Origin of the sequence: Rhizobacter sp., from assembly GCF_046595475.1 — a bacterium.
Lineage (GTDB): Bacteria > Pseudomonadota > Gammaproteobacteria > Burkholderiales > Burkholderiaceae_C > Rhizobacter.
In genome coordinates this window covers 57318-73092 of sequence record NZ_JBKJOQ010000039.1, presented here as the reverse complement: position 1 = coordinate 73092, position 15775 = coordinate 57318, and the positions used below count along the sequence as shown (strand labels likewise).

Annotated in this window: 14 protein-coding genes; 7 read left to right on the top strand and 7 right to left on the bottom strand. The window is 66.9% G+C overall.

Annotated elements, in window-relative coordinates:
* Positions 1–33 precede the first annotated feature (33 nt).
* Positions 34–1215, top strand: a complete 1182-nt coding sequence (locus AC30QB_RS07290; RefSeq protein WP_489545529.1) for an OmpA family protein — start codon at positions 34–36, stop codon at positions 1213–1215.
* Between the two features lie 12 nt (positions 1216–1227).
* Here AC30QB_RS07290 and AC30QB_RS07285 read toward each other — a convergent pair whose 3' ends face one another.
* Together AC30QB_RS07285 and AC30QB_RS07280 are read right to left on the bottom strand one after the other, a co-directional pair.
* Positions 1228–3111 carry a N,N-dimethylformamidase beta subunit family domain-containing protein gene (locus AC30QB_RS07285; protein ID WP_489545528.1) on the bottom strand — a complete coding sequence of 628 codons (1884 nt, stop codon included), beginning with the start codon at positions 3109–3111 and terminating at the stop codon, positions 1228–1230.
* Between the two features lie 308 nt (positions 3112–3419).
* Positions 3420–4556: an outer membrane lipoprotein gene (locus AC30QB_RS07280; protein ID WP_489545527.1), complete on the bottom strand. Its 1137-nt coding sequence runs from the start codon at positions 4554–4556 to the stop codon at positions 3420–3422.
* Between the two features lie 316 nt (positions 4557–4872).
* Here AC30QB_RS07280 and AC30QB_RS07275 point away from each other — a divergent pair, with 316 nt between their 5' ends.
* Positions 4873–5832 carry a cation diffusion facilitator family transporter gene (locus tag AC30QB_RS07275; RefSeq protein WP_489545526.1) on the top strand — a complete coding sequence of 320 codons (960 nt, stop codon included), beginning with the start codon at positions 4873–4875 and terminating at the stop codon, positions 5830–5832.
* Here the strand turns inward: AC30QB_RS07275 and AC30QB_RS07270 are convergent.
* Positions 5735–6559, bottom strand: coding sequence for a trypsin-like peptidase domain-containing protein (locus AC30QB_RS07270; RefSeq protein ID WP_489545525.1), 825 nt, complete (start codon positions 6557–6559; stop codon positions 5735–5737). The genes AC30QB_RS07275 and AC30QB_RS07270 overlap by 98 nt on opposite strands.
* 161 nt (positions 6560–6720) lie before the next feature.
* Between AC30QB_RS07270 and AC30QB_RS07265 the strand changes: the two genes are divergently transcribed.
* Entirely contained in the window at positions 6721–7587 is an 867-nt protein-coding gene (locus tag AC30QB_RS07265) for a transglutaminase-like domain-containing protein (protein ID WP_489545524.1), read from the top strand.
* A gap of 104 nt (positions 7588–7691) precedes the next feature.
* Positions 7692–8009 (top strand): hypothetical protein, encoded by a 318-nt coding sequence (locus AC30QB_RS07260; RefSeq protein WP_489545523.1) that lies wholly within the window; start codon positions 7692–7694, stop codon positions 8007–8009.
* On the opposite strand, the gene AC30QB_RS07255 is transcribed toward AC30QB_RS07260, so the two are convergent.
* Entirely contained in the window at positions 7957–10185 is a 2229-nt protein-coding gene (locus AC30QB_RS07255; protein WP_489545522.1) for an acyl-CoA dehydrogenase, read from the bottom strand. The genes AC30QB_RS07260 and AC30QB_RS07255 overlap by 53 nt on opposite strands.
* A 142-nt stretch (positions 10186–10327) precedes the next feature.
* Between AC30QB_RS07255 and AC30QB_RS07250 the strand changes: the two genes are divergently transcribed.
* Entirely contained in the window at positions 10328–11920 is a 1593-nt protein-coding gene (locus tag AC30QB_RS07250; RefSeq protein ID WP_489545521.1) for an alkaline phosphatase D family protein, read from the top strand.
* A 12-nt stretch (positions 11921–11932) separates the two neighbouring features.
* Here the strand turns inward: AC30QB_RS07250 and atpE are convergent, their stop codons facing one another.
* Positions 11933–12175 (bottom strand): F0F1 ATP synthase subunit C, encoded by a 243-nt coding sequence (gene atpE / locus AC30QB_RS07245; RefSeq protein ID WP_489545520.1) that lies wholly within the window; start codon positions 12173–12175, stop codon positions 11933–11935.
* A 198-nt stretch (positions 12176–12373) separates the two neighbouring features.
* Here atpE and AC30QB_RS07240 point away from each other — a divergent pair, with 198 nt between their 5' ends.
* Positions 12374–12859, top strand: coding sequence for a hypothetical protein (locus tag AC30QB_RS07240; RefSeq protein ID WP_489545519.1), 486 nt, complete (start codon positions 12374–12376; stop codon positions 12857–12859).
* 69 nt (positions 12860–12928) lie between these two features.
* Here the strand turns inward: AC30QB_RS07240 and AC30QB_RS07235 are convergent, their stop codons facing one another.
* Positions 12929–13906 (bottom strand): Bug family tripartite tricarboxylate transporter substrate binding protein, encoded by a 978-nt coding sequence (locus tag AC30QB_RS07235; RefSeq protein ID WP_489545518.1) that lies wholly within the window; start codon positions 13904–13906, stop codon positions 12929–12931.
* A gap of 78 nt (positions 13907–13984) precedes the next feature.
* On the opposite strand from AC30QB_RS07235, the gene AC30QB_RS07230 reads away from it, so the two are divergent.
* Positions 13985–15262: an amidohydrolase family protein gene (locus AC30QB_RS07230; RefSeq protein ID WP_489545517.1), complete on the top strand. Its 1278-nt coding sequence runs from the start codon at positions 13985–13987 to the stop codon at positions 15260–15262.
* Positions 15263–15280: 18 nt separating this feature from the next.
* Here AC30QB_RS07230 and AC30QB_RS07225 read toward each other — a convergent pair whose 3' ends face one another.
* The gene (locus tag AC30QB_RS07225; protein ID WP_489545516.1) at positions 15281–15628 is read right to left on the bottom strand and encodes a hypothetical protein; all 348 of its coding nucleotides are present in this window, start codon (positions 15626–15628) and stop codon (positions 15281–15283) included.
* Between the last annotated feature and the right edge of the window lie 147 nt (positions 15629–15775).

Sequence of the window (15775 nt, the reverse complement as noted above, 5' to 3'; positions counted from 1 at the left end):
CACCATGGCAAAAAGCCGACTCGAAAGAACACCATGAAAACATCCCACGCTTTGCGCTTCATCTGCCACGCCGGGGTCGGCTCGCTGCTGGCCACGGCCGCCGTAGCGTCTTACGCCCAGGCACAGGAAGGCGGCTACTACTACTGGGGGCTCGGCATTGGTCAGTCACGCGCCCGCATCGACGAAGACCGCATCTCGGCCAGCCTGCTGGGCGCGGGCCTCACCATGAGCAGCATCTCGCGCGATGAGCGCGACACCGGCTACAAGGTCTTCGGCGGCTACCAGATCAACCGCAACTTTGGCCTCGAGGCGGGCTACTTCAAGCTCGGCAAGTTCGGCTTCCATGCCGTCACGGTGCCGGCCGGCACGCTCGATGGCGAGATCAAGCTGCAGGGCCTGAACCTCGACCTGGTGGGCACGCTGCCGCTGTCAGAGCGCTGGTCGGCGCTCGGGCGCGTGGGTGCGCAGTACGCCCGCGCGAGCGACAGCTTCAGCGGCACCGGCGCGGTCGGTGTGAGCAACCCCAGCCCGAGCAAGAGCGCACTCAACCCCAAGCTGGGCCTGGGCTTGCAGTACGCGTTCAGCCCGTCGTTTCTCGTGCGTGGCGAAGCCGAGCGCTACCGCATCAACGACGCGGTGGGCAACCATGGCGACGTCAACCTCTACTCGGTGAGCCTGGTGTTTCCGTTTGGCCGCGCGCCGGCCCCCGCACCGCGCGCAATGGCCGCGCCCGCGCCCGCTCCGGTGATGCAAGCCGCTGCGCCGGTGGTGGTTGAAGCGGCACCCCCACCGCCTCCCCCGCCGCCACCGCCGGTGGTCGTGCCCCCGCGCCGTCGGGTGAAGTTTGAGGCGGACTCCTTGTTCACCTTCGCCAAAGCCGACGTGCATGCGGAAGGCAAGGCTCAGCTCGACACCCTCGCCAAAGAGCTCAAGAGCACGCAGTTCCAAACCGTCACCGTCGAAGGCCACACCGATCGCTTGGGCACCGCTGCCTACAACCAAAGCCTGTCCAACCGGCGCGCCGAGACCGTCAAGAACTACCTCGTGCAATCGGGCGGTGTTGATGCGTCGAAGATCACGTCCATCGGCAAAGGCGAGACCGAGCCGGTCACCAAGCCAGGCGACTGCAAGGGCAACAAGCCCACCCCCAAGCTGATTGCCTGCCTGCAGCCCGATCGCCGTGTGGAAGTTGAGGTGGTGGGAACGCAACCCTGATTCAGCGCTGAATCAGGTCTCGGCGCTGAGCGCGTCCAGCGCGCCGTGGCGCAAGTCCAGCCACCACAAGCGGTCTTGCGTGGTCGACACGAAGAGCATGCCGTCGACCACGGCGAGCGCGCGCGCGAAGTTGCAATGGTGGATGTCGACCCAGGCGGCGCTCTCTTCAATGATGTCGTAGCCCGTGCGCAGCAGCCGGTTGCCGGTGGTCGACGCGAAGAGCACGCCGTTGTATGACGTCATCGCATTGATCGTGGCGTTGGCCAGCTGGCTCCCCACGGGGAGCCAGCTGGCCGCCGTTTTCGTGGCAGGCCGCGACACCAATTGACCGCTGTTGTCGATGGCGTAGAGCATGCTGCCCGCGGCGCACATCGCGCGCAGGCCGCCGGTGGGGCCGGTGCCGGCGCTCGTCCAGTTGATGTCGGCTTCGACGGGCGGGCGGACCCAAAGCGTGTTGTCGGCCGTCACGCTAAAGAGCAGCCCGCGCGTGCCCGCCATGGCGAGCACGTTGTTGGCGTGGCCGACGTGGCGCCACACCACCTCGGCCAGCACCGGGTAACGGCGCCAGAGCCGGTTGGCGCCGGTGGCGCCGAACAGCTTGTGGTCTAGCGCGGCCATGGCGCGCACGTCGATGGCGTGCCCCACGTCTTCCCAGTCGAAGACGGGCGGGCTGCGCAACCGGTCGAGCAGCCGCTGGGTGATGTGGGCGATGGCGGGGTTGGCCGGGTTGGCGAGCGCGGCGATCCAGTCGGTGGTCGAGGCGCTGAACACCATGCCATGGCGCACGTACAGCGTGGCCGTGGCCATGCCGGGCTTGCCGCGCCACACGCCGCCCAGGTCGCGCGAGGCGAGCACCACGGTCGACAGTGGCGTGCCTTCTTCGCCGGTCACGCGCGGGTAGCCTTCGTCTTCCATGGCGAAGTCGGTGGCGTCGGTTTCGTAGCCCATGAAGGCGGCGGTCTTGTTGCCGGTGGCGAGCGGCGCGCCGCTGCAGGCCCAGTGGTTGGGGAAGTGCACTTCGTAGGGCTCGGCGGCCGGCGTTGCGTCTCTGAAAGCGCCGTGCGTCCAGCCCACACCGAGCATGGTGTTGGGCGGGCGGTTGACCGGCGGCTGCGCAAACGCGATGGTCTGGCGGCGCAGGTCGGTGCCGGGGTCGGCCTTGGCGTTCTTGTAGCAAATGAGCGTGCGTGCGCTGTTCTCGAAGCGCACCTGCCGGAAGCAGGTGTTGCCCGACAAGGACATCACGTTGCCGCCGCGCTGCACGTAGGCCTCGACCTGGTCGCGCATCTCCTTGCTCCAGTACTCGGTGTGCGGGCCAAACAGCAGGCACTGGTAGGGCGCGAGCAGGTTGACCCTCGTGTGCAGGTCGACCAGCGAGGCGTACTCGATGGCATAGCCGTTGGCCGCCAACCAGGCGATCAGCTCCGGGTGGCCGCCCAGCATGCCGAGCGGGCGGTTGAACGACACCTTGCTGCCGCGCGCTGAAGGCCAGTTGTAAAAGCTCTTGCCTCCCGAGCCGTTGTAGGCCTGCGGGGTGACGAAGTCGCAGGCCAGCAGGATCTTCGATGTGCTGCCGGGTGAGGCGGCACGCACCACGAATTCGAGCACGGCCACATGGGCGGTGTCACCAGGGCCGCGGGCCTGCATCTGGTAAAGGCCCGAGGGCCAACTGGCCGGCACGGTGAAGGGTTGCGCCGGCCAGCCGTAGCCCAGCCACGCGTTGGCGGCTGGCGCCGCGGTCGCCGCCACGCTCACGTCCAGCGTCTCGCTCATCAGGCCCGAGCCGATGCGGTAGAACACGCAGTTCACCAGCCCGGCCGGCGTGGCGCTCAGGTGCAAGCTGAGCGTGCCCCCGGGCAGCACCGACGTGGTGGAGGAATAGCCGGTGGTCGACATGCGCGTGCTCCTGGGGTGAGTGAGCGTCGCGGCCAGCGTCGCTGCGCTTGAATACTCTTCCCTTCGGTCGTTCTGGCAACCCCTAGAACGGTCGACGCGGGCTTGGGAGCGCGGCTCGCGGCCACGCGGGTCAAGCCGCTAGTTAAAGCTTGCCGCGCGCCAGCCCGGCAGTCACCGCCCGTGTCGCGTGGCTCAGGAAGCGCGACGATGTCGTTGAGCAGGCGCGGCATCACCAGCTGAGGATGCCGGCGAGCAGCGAAATCAGCGGCGCCAGGCCAAGCTGGAGATTCCCCTCGGGAGTCTCCTGTTCAGCGGCGCACGATGGCGCCATCGACGATCTTCACGCGCGCACCCACCAGCAGTACCGGGTCCACAGCGTGGTCGAAGTTCTTGGTGCTGCCGTCGTCCATCTGGACCGTGACGCGGTAGACCGTGGTCTTCTCCCTGGCGTTCTGGATGCGGTTGCCTGCGTAGGCGCCGCCCAGGGCACCGACAACGCGGGCGACGTTCTTGCCCGAACCGCCACCCACCTGGTTGCCGATCACGGCGCCGATCACGCCGCCGGCGACGGTGCCCAGCACATTGCGCGAGCCCTCTTCGTCGATCTCGGCCTTGCCGACGGCCGTCACCGCGCCACAGCTTGCACCGATCATGTCGGGGCGGCGGCCTTCGCGTTCCTCGCGGCGCTCACCGCGGTCGCCCCGCTCACCGCGGTCGCCGCGGTCACTGCGGTCACTGCGGTCGCAGCCGTAGGTGTCTGTGATCGCCACTTGGTCACGCACGAAGCGCTGGCTCGTCTCCTTCTGCCCGACCTTCAGGAAGCCAGTGGCGACCAGTTTGTCGCGCAGACGGTCTTTGCGGGACACGGTGTAGCTGCCTTCGTACAAGCCGCGGCTGACCTCGGTCAGGGGCATGCTGGTGGTGATGCCCTCGACGGCCACCCGGGCCGTGCCACCGGGCACACCGGAGAGGGAAAAATTCAGCTCATCGCCAGGACGGATGCGCTCCGGCGCATTGACCGAGAAGGCCCCGATGCGTGCCGTCTGCACCGGGCTGGGCGCGCCGCGCAGCAGCGACTGGTCCAGCGTGGCATTCATCACCTGGCCATCGCGCGCGATGCGAGCCGTCACCAGGCTGGTCGCCGTCAGCCGGTCACGCGTGCGAACGGTGTAGTCGCCTTCGTAGACTCCGGGCCGGACCTCGTACAGGCGCACGCCAGCGGTAGCACCGCCGATCTGCAGTGAGACTTCGGACCCCGGCGTGGCAGAGAGCCTGAAGGCCAGCTCGGTGCCGGGTGTCAGGGCGCTCACCTGTTCAACGCCGAAGCTGTCGGCGGTCACGGTCGCGGTCGCGGCCGTCTGCGCGTAGGCAGACGTGCCCACGGTCAGCGGCAAGGTGGCCGCCACCGCGAGAATGAGCACGGACAGTCGTGAGGGCAAGTTCATATGAGTCTCCAGCGCGCCACGAAACGGGCGCGTGTCCGGGCTTAACGCGGCACGCGCCCACGCGGCCGACAGAAAAACAGATTGCTTGTTTGGGTGCGATTTCGGTCCGACAAGAGTCAACAAGTTGCCGACACCATTTCCGACGGGCTTTCTTGCATCCATCGATGACGTGGCAATTGAGACCGGCGGTACAGCGCAGAACCACGAGCCGGTGCAGTGCAAGACACGATGCTTTGTCCAAGGCGATGCAGGCTAAGCCGAAAGCGTGGGGCAGGCTGGGCGACACTTGGGGCACCCGAGTACGTCGCCGCCCGCCATGCAGTTCATTCCCTCTCACGAAGAAGACAGCGCGCAGCACGCCGTGGCGGCGCTGCGCAGCACCTGGGTCAGCGTAGGGGTCAACCTGGCGCTGAGCAGCACGCAGATCGCGGTGGGCTTGCTGTCGCGCTCGCAGGCACTGGTGGCCGATGGCATCCATTCGCTGTCCGATCTGCTGTCTGACTTTGCGGTGTTGTTTGCCAAGCACCACGGCCAGAAGGAGGCCGATGCCGAGCACCCTTACGGCCACCTGCGCTTCGAGACTGCCGCTTCGTTGCTGCTCGGTGTGCTGTTGTTGGCCGTGGCCGCGGGCATGCTGTGGTCGGCGATTCTGAAGCTCCAGGCGCCCCAGTCGATACCGCAGGTGCACGTGTCGGCGCTGTGGGTGGCGGGGGTGGCGCTGGTCGCCAAGGAGCTGCTGTTTCGCTACATGCTGCGCGTGGCTGAGCGGGTCAAATCGAGCCTCTTGGTCGCCAACGCCTGGCATGCCCGCTCAGACGCCGCTTCGTCGCTGGTGGTGGGTGTGGGCATCGTCGGCAACCTGGCCGGCTACCCGCTGCTAGACCCGATCGCGGCCCTGATCGTGGGCTTGCTGGTGGGGCGCATGGGCTGGCGCTTCGGCTGGGCCGCGCTCGACGACCTGATGGACCGCGCCGTCGATGAGGCCGAGCTAGAAGCGATTCGCCTCACGCTGGTCAACACCCCGGGCGTGAGCGGTGTGCACGAGCTGCGCACCCGCAAGATGGGCGACATGGTCGTCGTCGACGCGCACATCGAGGTCGATGCCACCCTGACGGTGGAAGCCGGCCATGACATTGCGGTGGCGGCGCGCCAAAACGTGATGCGGCACCACCGCGTGCTCAATCTGATGACACACGTTGATCCGTGGCATCGCCCTGACCGAGACCACGCGGCGCCGCCAAGCCCGCCACCGCCGGCGGGCCCCCCGCCTCGGTGAGCGTGAGCAAGATGTCGGCGTACCAGGCGCTGTTGAGCCCCAGCGACTCGTCTTGCTGACGGTCGCGGCTGCGCATGTCCATGCGCGCCGAGTGCACGCCCAGCAGCTTCCAGGGCAGGTCGCCTTCGGGCTGCTGTGTGGCCGGCGCGCGCATCGCGCGCATCACCACCGGCGCGCCGCTGGTGCCGCGGTGCGTGCGCGCATCGGTGAGGAACAGGCCCTGACCCTGGAAGCGCAAGCCGAACGACGAGGCGATCACCGCCTGGCGCACCACCGGCAGGTGGTGCAGCGTGTCGTGAAAGCCTAGCGGGAAGCCCACGATCAACAGTGCCGCGCCGACCTCGATCTCGCTGAGCGAGGCCTGAAGATGGTCGGGCGTGAAGGCGTGCAGCACGACCGAGGCGGGCAGCGCCGCGCGGTCGAGCTCGATCACGGCCACGTCGATCTCACCCGCCGGGTCTTTGCCCTGGTGCCACACGCTCTTGCCATCTTGGTACAGCAGCACCGAGAAACCGGTGGAGCGCGTGAGGTTGTCGGCATCGGTGTGCAGCTCGATCTCGATGCGGTTGGGAAAGTGCTTGCTGGGCTTGTCGAGCATGACGTGGCGGCTGGTCACGAGAAACAGCCGCTCGTCGCGCGCGAAAAAGAAGCCGCTGGCACGTGTGAGCAGGCGCGTGCCGTCGAAGGTGGAGATTTGGGTGGCGGTGAGCAGCAGAGCTTCGGTCATCGGGCTGATCTTAGAGGAGGGTGGGCGCGGGGCCGTCTTGGCGCAGGCCTTGCATGGAGCATGGGGCGTGCCTGCGCCGCTAATGTTGGCGCGCATACTCCGGCCGTGAGCGTGTCGCACCGGAGCGCATTGCATAGCAGCGTAGTCCAGGAGCCCCACACATGATCCGAATTGAATTGCACGTCGAGTTGACCTATGAGATCGACCAGGGCGGCGCCGATTTCGTCTTCAACATCCACGCCGCCCACACACCGCGCCAGACCATCTCGTCAGAGAGCCTGGTGCTGAGCCAGCCGGTCACCCCGCAGATCCACACCGACCCCGTCACCGGAAACCGCTACATGCGTTTGCGCGGTTTGCCGGGCGAGCTGAAGCTGTCGTACATGGCCACAGTCGACATGGAGCACCACCGCGCCGACCCGACGCAGCTGGCCGAGGTGCCGGTGCGCAACCTGCCCCCCGAGGTGATTGGCTACATCTACCCGAGCCGCTACTGCCAGTCTGACCGGTTGGTGAAGATGGCCATCAACGAGTTTGGGCAGATGTGGCAAGGCCACAGCCGCGTGCGCGCAATTCAAGACTGGGTGAAGCGCCACGTGAGCTTCAGCTCGAACACCACCAACTCCAACACCTCGGCGGTCGACACCTTGATCGAGCAGGTCGGTGTGTGCCGCGATTTTGCGCATTTGATGATTGCGCTGTGCCGAGCGGTCAACATCCCGGCGCGCTTTGCCACCGGCACCGACTACGGCGCCGACCCGGTGCTGGGGCCGCCCGATTTCCATGCCTACGTGGAGGTGTATTTGGGCGACCGCTGGTACATCTTCGACCCCTCGGGCACCGCCATTCCCATGGCCTTCGTGCGCTTTGGCACCGGCAGAGATGCGGCTGACGTGGCATTTGCCACGATCTTCGGCGGCGTGCGCGCGCATGCCCCGCAAATTCGGGCGTGGGCGGTACAAGATGCGTCGCAAGGCATCGTGCTGCCCTTCCACTGCCAAGAGGCGCTGTCGACAGACGGCGTGTGACCGGCAAAGAACCGCCGGTTTATCCAGTTTGATCGACCGATCGGTGTGGGCGGGGTTTGCTTAAGGTACGGCCATCGAGTTTCGCAAACTCCCGGGAGCGTGCATTGAAATCCGCCAAGCCCAGAGAGGGCCGCCATCTTTACGTCGACAGCCTGGCCCACAAGCTAGAAGCGATCGAATCGGGCCGCGTGCCCATGCAACCCTTGACCTATCGCGTGCACGCCAAGATGCTGCGTCGCGCCTTGCTCAACTGCCCCGATGCGGGCTTTGACGGCCACCCCGCCTTGGTGTGGGGGGTGATGGAAGACGCGCTGGCCAACATGTGCTTCGAAACCACGGGCCAGCTGCCCACGGTGAGCAGCCACGAGGTCAAGCAGATTGCCGATGCGCTGATTGCGCGCTGCCGCCGCTCGATGGCTTGAGTGCTTCTCGGGTGCCGGCTTTGGCGTCGGCCCGAGTGTCATCCCCGAAGTCATCCACCTGGATCACCTTGTCGGCCGCGTGCAGATAGGCTGACGCCGCGGCCGGGTTGCGCGCTTGCCGCGCCACCGCTTCCAGCGAATGCGTGCGCCTGAGCGCCTGGTTGAGCTCGGGCAGCTCATCGCCCACCGCGCGGGCGCATTCCAGCGCGTCCATCAGGTCGAGCAAGCCACCCGATCGGGGGCGAGACACATCAGGGCATAGGCGCGCGATGAGCGAGGGGTCGTCGCGCAAGGTGTCGGCAAAGGCAATCAGGTCGCGGTCGCGCAGCGGCGCCAAGTGGCGCGTGCCATGCAGCAGCAACGGGGCGGCCATGCGCAGTGCCGCCGATGGCAGATTGGCATAGAGGTCGCGCAAAGTGGCGGCGGCCTGGTCGAGCTGCACCCGGATCGCGGCGCGCGCGAACGGCAGCATCTTCGGGTCACCCTCGACCTCGTAGCGCCAGACACTGGCCGAGGCCATGTAGAGGCACGACAGCACATCGCCCAGGCGCGCTGACAAAAGCTCCATGCGCTTGAGCTTGCCGCCGAGCAAACCCATGGCCAGGTCGGCGCTCAGCGCGTACTTGGCCGACAGCCTGGCAATGAGCTGCGCTTCCTTGAACAACTCTTCCGGCGGCATGCCCAGCACCGGCGCGTGCACCACGCTGCGCCAGAGGTTGGCGAGCACATGGCCCGCGTGGCCGAGCAAGGCCTTGCCGAGTTTTTCGGGGTCGTTGGCTTGTACCGCCGCCATCTCGTCAAGCACATGCGGGTGGCAGCGTACGGCGCCCTGGCCGAAGATGATGAGCGCGCGTGTGAGCAGGTTGGCGCCTTCCACGGTGATGGCGATGGGCGCCTGGCGGTAGGCCACGCCAAGCAGGTTTTTCGGGCCGCTGATGATGCCCTTGCCGCCCAGGATGTCCATGCCGTCATTGACCGCCTTGCGCCCCGCCTCGGTGAGGTGCACCTTCAGAATCGCGCTGGCCACGCTCGGGCGTGCGCCGGCATCGAGCGCCGCGGCGGTGTAGCGGCGCGCGGCGTCGGTGGCATAGAGGCGGGCAGCGGTGTTGGCAATGAGCCCCGCGATCGCGTGAAACTTGCTGATCTGCAAGCCGAACTGCTCGCGAATCTGGCCGTAGCCGTTCATCACGAAGAGCGTGGTCTGCTGCATGGCCGAGCCCAGCGCCGGCAGCGAGATCGCGCGGCCCGCGGCCAGGCTCTCCATCAGCATGCGCCAGCCCTGGCCCACCTGCTTCTCGCCGCCGATGATCCAGTCCATGGGCACGAACACGTCGTGGCCGCGTATGGGGCCATTCATGAAGGCCGAGTCCATGGGCCGGTGGCGGCGCCCGATTTCCATGCCGGTCGTGGGCACCGGGATCAGCGCGCAGGTGATGCCCAACAGCTGCTGGTCTTCGGGCAGGCTTTCGTCTACCGCCTGGAACGCCAGGCCGACCACCGTGGCCACGGGCGCGAGCGTGATGTAGCGTTTGTCGAAGCGCACCATGAAGCCCTTGACGGCGCGCCCGTCGACCATGCGCTCGGTGAGCACGCCGCGGTCGGGAATGGACGCCGCGTCAGAGCCGGCGTAGGGAGAGGTCAGCCCGAAGCAGGGCAGGTCGCGCCCGTCGGCCAGGCGCGGCAGGTAGTGCTGCTTTTGCGCATCGGTGCCGTAGTGCAGCAGCAATTCGGCGGGGCCTAGCGAGTTGGGCACCATCACCGTCACGGCGCAGGCCACGTTGACGGTGGCAATGCGCGTCACCACCGCCGCATGCGCGAAGTGGCCGAAGCCCAGGCCGCCGTTTTCCTTGGGGATGATCATCCCGAAGAACTTGTGTATGCGCAGGTAGTGCCACACCTCTGGCGGCAGGTCTTGCGCCTGGTCGATGGCGAAGTCGTCGAGCATGCTGGTGAGCGTGACGACCTCGTGGTCGAGGAAAGACTGCTCTTCGACCGTGAGCTTGTTGGGCCCCATGAAGCGCAGCAGGTCGAAATCGGGCGCACCGGCGAAGAGCTGGCCCTCGAAGCCCACCGTGCCGGCTTCGAGCGCGGCACGCTCGGTGTCGCCCATGGGCGGCAAGGCCTTGGCAAAAGGCTTTAGCGCGGCCCGCCCAATCAGTCGGTCAAGTGCTCCCATGCCGGCAAGCCTAGGGCTCTTGCCCTCTGATGGGAAGTCATCTGTCGCCCCAAGGTCTTGTAGGACAGCGCTGTGCCGCCGTCGCACGGCTGTCACGCGGGCACGCCAGCATGCGGCTTTGTCCAACAGCCGCCCCACACCCATGAGCCGCATCAGCCAACCTCGCCGCCAGTTCGTCATTGCCTCGTCGACGGCCCTTGCCGGCGGCTTGCCCGCCATCCTGGCCCATGCGCAGGCCCCCGCGCTGGTGGCGGCGCCCGGGCAGCGCGTGGGCTTCCCGTCAGGCGTGCAAAGCGGTGACGTGCTGGCCGACCGCGCGATGGTCTGGGCGCGCGCCGACCAGCCGGCCCGCATGTGGGTGGAGTGGTCGACCAGCGCCAGCTTTGCGCAATCGCAGCGCGTGCGCGGGCCGCATGCGCTGGAGGTCACCGACCTCAGCGCCCGCATAGACCTGACCGGCCTGCCCCCGCAGCAAGACATCTTCTACCGCGTGCAGTGGGAAGACCTGGCCGGCGGCGGCTTGTCCGAGCCGATGGCCGGGCACTTGCGCACCGCGCCTGCGGGCCGGCGCGACGTGCGCTTTCTGTGGTCGGGCGACACCGTGGGCCAGGGCTTCGGCATCAGCGACGAGTTCGGTGGCATGAAGATCTACGAGGCCATGCGCCAGCGCAACCCCGACTTCTTCATCCACTGCGGCGACACCATCTATGCCGACGGCCCCATCACCGCCGAAGTGAAGGCCACTGATGGCAGCGTCTGGCGCAACAGCGTGTTGACCGAAGAGAAGAGCAAGGTCGCCGAGACGCTGAAAGAGTTTCGCGGCGCCTACCGCTACAACCAGCTCGACGCGCACGTGCGACGCTTCAACAGCGAGGTGATGCAGGTCTGGCAGTGGGACGACCATGAAGTCAGCAACAACTGGTCAGGCAGCAAAGATCTCTCGGCCGACAAGCGCTACACCGAGAAGAGCGTGCCCCTGTTGGCGGCGCGCGGCGCGCGTGCCTTTCTCGAAAACGCGCCGATGCGCTGGCATGGGCAGCAAGAAGAGCAGCGCGTGTACCGCAAGATCCCCTACGGCCCGCTGCTCGACGTGTTCGTGATCGACATGCGCAGCTACCGCGGCCCCAACACCCACAACCGCCAGGGCAGCATCGACGCCGAATCAGAGTACCTCGGCAGTGAGCAGCTGGCGTGGCTGCGCGACGAACTCAAGCGCAGCCGCGCGGTGTGGAAGGTGATCGCGAGCGACATGCCCATCGGCCTGCAAGTGACCGATGGCAAAGACGCCGAGGGGCGCATGAAGTTTGAAGCTGTGGCCAATGGCGACGGCCCGGCGCTCGGGCGTGAGCTGGAGATCGCCCAGCTGCTGTCCTTCATCAAGCGCGAGCGCATCCGCAACACCGTGTGGTTGACGGCTGACGTGCACTACACCGCAGCACACCACTACGACCCGAGCCGCGCGCAGTTCCACGACTTCGAGCCGTTCTGGGAATTCGTCAGCGGCCCCTTGCATGCTGGCAGCTTCGGGCCCAACGCACTCGACAACACGTTCGGCCCCGAGGTGCGCTACATCAAGGCACCCGCGGTGGGCCAGACCAACCTGCCGCCCAGTGCCGGCCTGCAGTTCTTTGGTGAGGTGCAGATCGACGGCAAGACCGCGGCCATGACGGTGCACCTGCGCGGGCTCGACGGGCAATCGCTTTGGAGCACCGAACTCGCACCACGCCGCGGGTGAGCAGCGGGCCGGTCAACCTTTGAAGGGGTTGGCCGTGGCAAACCACAGGCCGATGCCGGTTGCGATGATGAAGGCGCCGTCGAGCACGCCCACCAGCAGGAACACCTTGCCTTGCAGCGGCTCCATCAGCTCGGGCTGGCGGGCCGAGGCTTCGAGGTACTTGCTCGCCATCACGCCCACGCCGAGGCAGGAGCCTATGGCGCCCAGGCCGATCATGTGGCCGACGGCGAGTGGGACGAGGTTGATGCTTTCCATGTGTTTTCTCCTTGTGTGTGCGGCACATGGTCTCGTCGCGCGTGTTCGGCGTCCATGACGTGGCAGGTCATGGTTGAGCGCGACCACCCCACAGCGATCGGTAATTTTTACCGTCAACAGGCAGCGGGCGGCGCGCGTTAGGGATGCACGCTCGGTCAACAACACGGCTGAGCTCCACTACCACTGAAAGAGATCCTCATGAACAAACTGCTCGCCACCCTCCTCGCCGGCTTCTTCGCTTCTGTTGCCATGGCACAGACCACGCCCGTCGCAGCCTCGGCCCCGGCCGTCATGAAGGCCGAAGCCAAGGCTGAAAAGAACACCACCAAGGCCATGGCCTCGGAAGCCAAGGTCGATGCCAAGGCTGACGCCAAGATGGTCAAGGCCGATGCCAAGGCCGCCGACACCAAGGCCGACGCACACGCCACCGCTTCCAAGAAGAAGACCAAGGCCCACGCCAAGGTTGCCAAGGCTGATGCCGAAGACAAGATGAAGATGGATGCCAAGGCCGACAAGGTCACGGCCAAGGCCGACGCCAAGGAAGCCAAGACCGCCATCAAGGCCGACACCAAGGCCGAGAAGACCAAGGTTGACGCCACTGCCGACAAGGCGCAAGCCCAGGTCAAGACCGAAGCCGTGAAGGCCGAGGGCAAGGCCGACGTGAAGGCTGCTGTCACCAAGTAAGCGCGCTTCAGCGCTGAAACAAGAAAGGGCGCCGCGGCGCCCTTTCTTGCGTTTGTGGCGGATGAGGTGTCAGCCGTCGACCTTGATCCCACGCGACGTGATGATCTCGCCCAGCAGCGCCAGGTCGGCCTTCATGCGCTGGGCCAGCACCTCGGGCTCGCTGCCCACTGGCTGCCAGCCGATGGTCAGCAAGCGAGCTTGGGTCTCGGGCAGCTTCATCACTTCGGCGAGTGCTGCCGAGATGCGGGCCACGATGGGCTTCTGCAAAGACGCCGGGCCGACCAGCGCCGTCCACACTTCGAGATCGGTGCCGTTCACGCCGGCTTCGCGCAGGGTGGGCACATCGGGCGCCAGCGCGCTGCGCGTGGGCGAGGTGACGGCAATCGCCTTCAGCTTGCCCGCCTTCACTTGCGGCATCGCAATGCCGGGCGGCAGCAGCGACAGCTGGATCTGCCCCGCCAGCAAGGCATTGGTGACTTGCGGGTTGCCGGGGAAGGGCACATGCACTGCGGCGAGGCCGGCTCTGCTCTTGAGCAACTCCATGCCCAGGTGGCTCACGGTGCCGTTGCCCGGCGTGCCGTAGTTGGCCTTGTCGCCCAAGGCGCGCACCCATTGCAGCAGCTCGGCGGGCGAGCTGCCGGTGGCGCTTTGGGTGGTGGTCAGCACCAGCGGTGCGGTGCCCAGCAGCGAGATGGGGGCGAAGTCTTTGGCGGGGTCGAAGGGCGTGGCGGGGTTGACGAGCCTGGCCACCGTCAGGTTGCCGTTGATCAGCACGCCCAGCGTGTGCTCGTCGGTGGCGCGGGCCAGTTGGTCGGCTGCGATGTTGCCGGACGCACCGGGCTTGTTGTCCACTACCACCGGCTGCCCCAGCGCGTGAGCCAGGCCATCGGCGAGCGCGCGCGCCATCAGGTCGGGTGACGAGCCACCCGGGAAGCCCACCAGCAGGCGCACGGGCTTGCTCGGCCAGGCCGATTGCGACCACGCGCGCGTGGTGATGAAGGGGCTGGCGGCCAGTGCCGCCAGCAGGTGCCGTTTGGTGATCGTCATGGGAACGTCTCTTGCATTGAGTCGCGAGGAAGGGCCCAAGCGTAAGCCAGAATCACCCCAGACCCAGGAGCGAAGACCATGAACCTGCTCGTACGCAACGCCACGCTCCCCGACGGCACGCAGGCTGTCGACGTGTTCGCGCAAGCCGGCCGCATCGCAGCCATGGGTAGCGCACTCGTGGCACCCGAAGGCACGCCGGTGCTCGACGCGCAAGGCCTGCTGCTCAGCCCGCCCTTCGTCGACGCGCATTTCCACATGGACGCCACGCTCAGCCACGGCTTGCCGCGCGTCAACCAGAGCGGCACCTTGCTCGAAGGCATTGCGCTGTGGGGCGAGTTGAAGCCGCTGCTGACGCAAGAGGCGCTGGTAGAGCGGGCGATGCAGTACTGCGACTGGGCGGTGGCCAAGGGCTTGCTCGCCATACGCACGCATGTGGATGTTTGCGACGACCGGCTGCTCGCCGTCGAGGCCTTGCTGCAGGTGAAGGCGCGCGTGAAGCCGTATCTTGATCTGCAGCTGGTGGCCTTCCCGCAAGACGGCGTGCTGCGCTCACCCACGGCACTGGCCAACCTCAAGCGCGCGCTCGACCTGGGCGTCGACGTGGTCGGCGGCATCCCGCACTTCGAGCGCACCATGGCCGACGGCGCCGAAAGCGTGAAGCTGCTGTGCGAGCTGGCCGCCCAGCGCGGCCTGCGCGTCGACATGCATTGCGACGAGAGCGACGACCCGCTGAGCCGTCACATCGAGACACTCGCCTTCCACACGCAACGCCTCGGGCTGCACGGCCGCGTCACCGGCTCGCACCTCACGTCCATGCACTCGATGGACAACTACTACGTCAGCAAGCTGATCCCGCTGATCGCCGAAGCACAAGTCAACGCCATCGCCAATCCGCTGATCAACATCACGCTGCAAGGCCGCCACGACACCTACCCCAAGCGACGTGGCATGACCCGCGTACCCGAGCTGATGGCGGCTGGAGTCACCGTCGGTTTCGGCCACGACTGCGTGATGGACCCGTGGTATTCGCTGGGCAGCGGCGACATGCTCGAAGTGGCCCACATGGGCCTGCATGTGGCGCAGATGACCTCGCAGGCGCAGATGCGCGCCTGCTTTGAGGCCGTCACCGTGAACGCCGCGAAGATCCTCGGGCTCGAAGGCTACGGGCTGCAGGTGGGCTGCAACGCCGACTTCGTGCTGTTGCAGGCGCGTGACCCGGTCGAGGCGATACGCCTGCGCGCGGCGCGCCTCGCGGTGGTGCGGCGTGGGGAGGTGGTCTCGCGCATGGCGCCGGCCACGGCCGCGCTGAGTTTGCCGGGGCGGGCGAGCAGCGTGGACTGGATGCCGCACCGCTAGCGCCCGCTTTGCCTCGCGTCAATCCGCGGGTTCGACTTCAGGGTCCAGGAAGCCACGCGGTGTCGACGGCCGTGTGAGGTTGTGGCCACGCTCGGATGCGTTGACTGGCATCACGTCATCGTGCGCAATGGTGGGCGCGAGGCTTTGGCGTGAGCCGATGGCCGCGCGCTGGCTGGGCAGTGCCGCGGGGTGGAGCCGCGTCTTGTCTTTCAGGGCCAGCTGGGCCATCTGCGCTATGCGCACGGCCTCGGCCTTCTTCTCTTGCGCTTGCTCGGCTTTCTTGCGCTGCGCCTCCAGCGCCTTGGCAAGTGCCTTGGCGTCTGAAGAAGGGGGTGGCGCGGGTGGAGCGGGTGAGCGGTCGAACATGATCGTCTGTGATGTCGGTTGGTCGAAAACGCGAAAACGGCTGCGCCCAAGTTAGCCGTGTGAACACCGCGCGGCAACGGAAAACTCCGACAAACCGCAGCGTCGCGCACGCCTGACGCGCGGGGTTTGTTGTTGACAGCGCGAAAC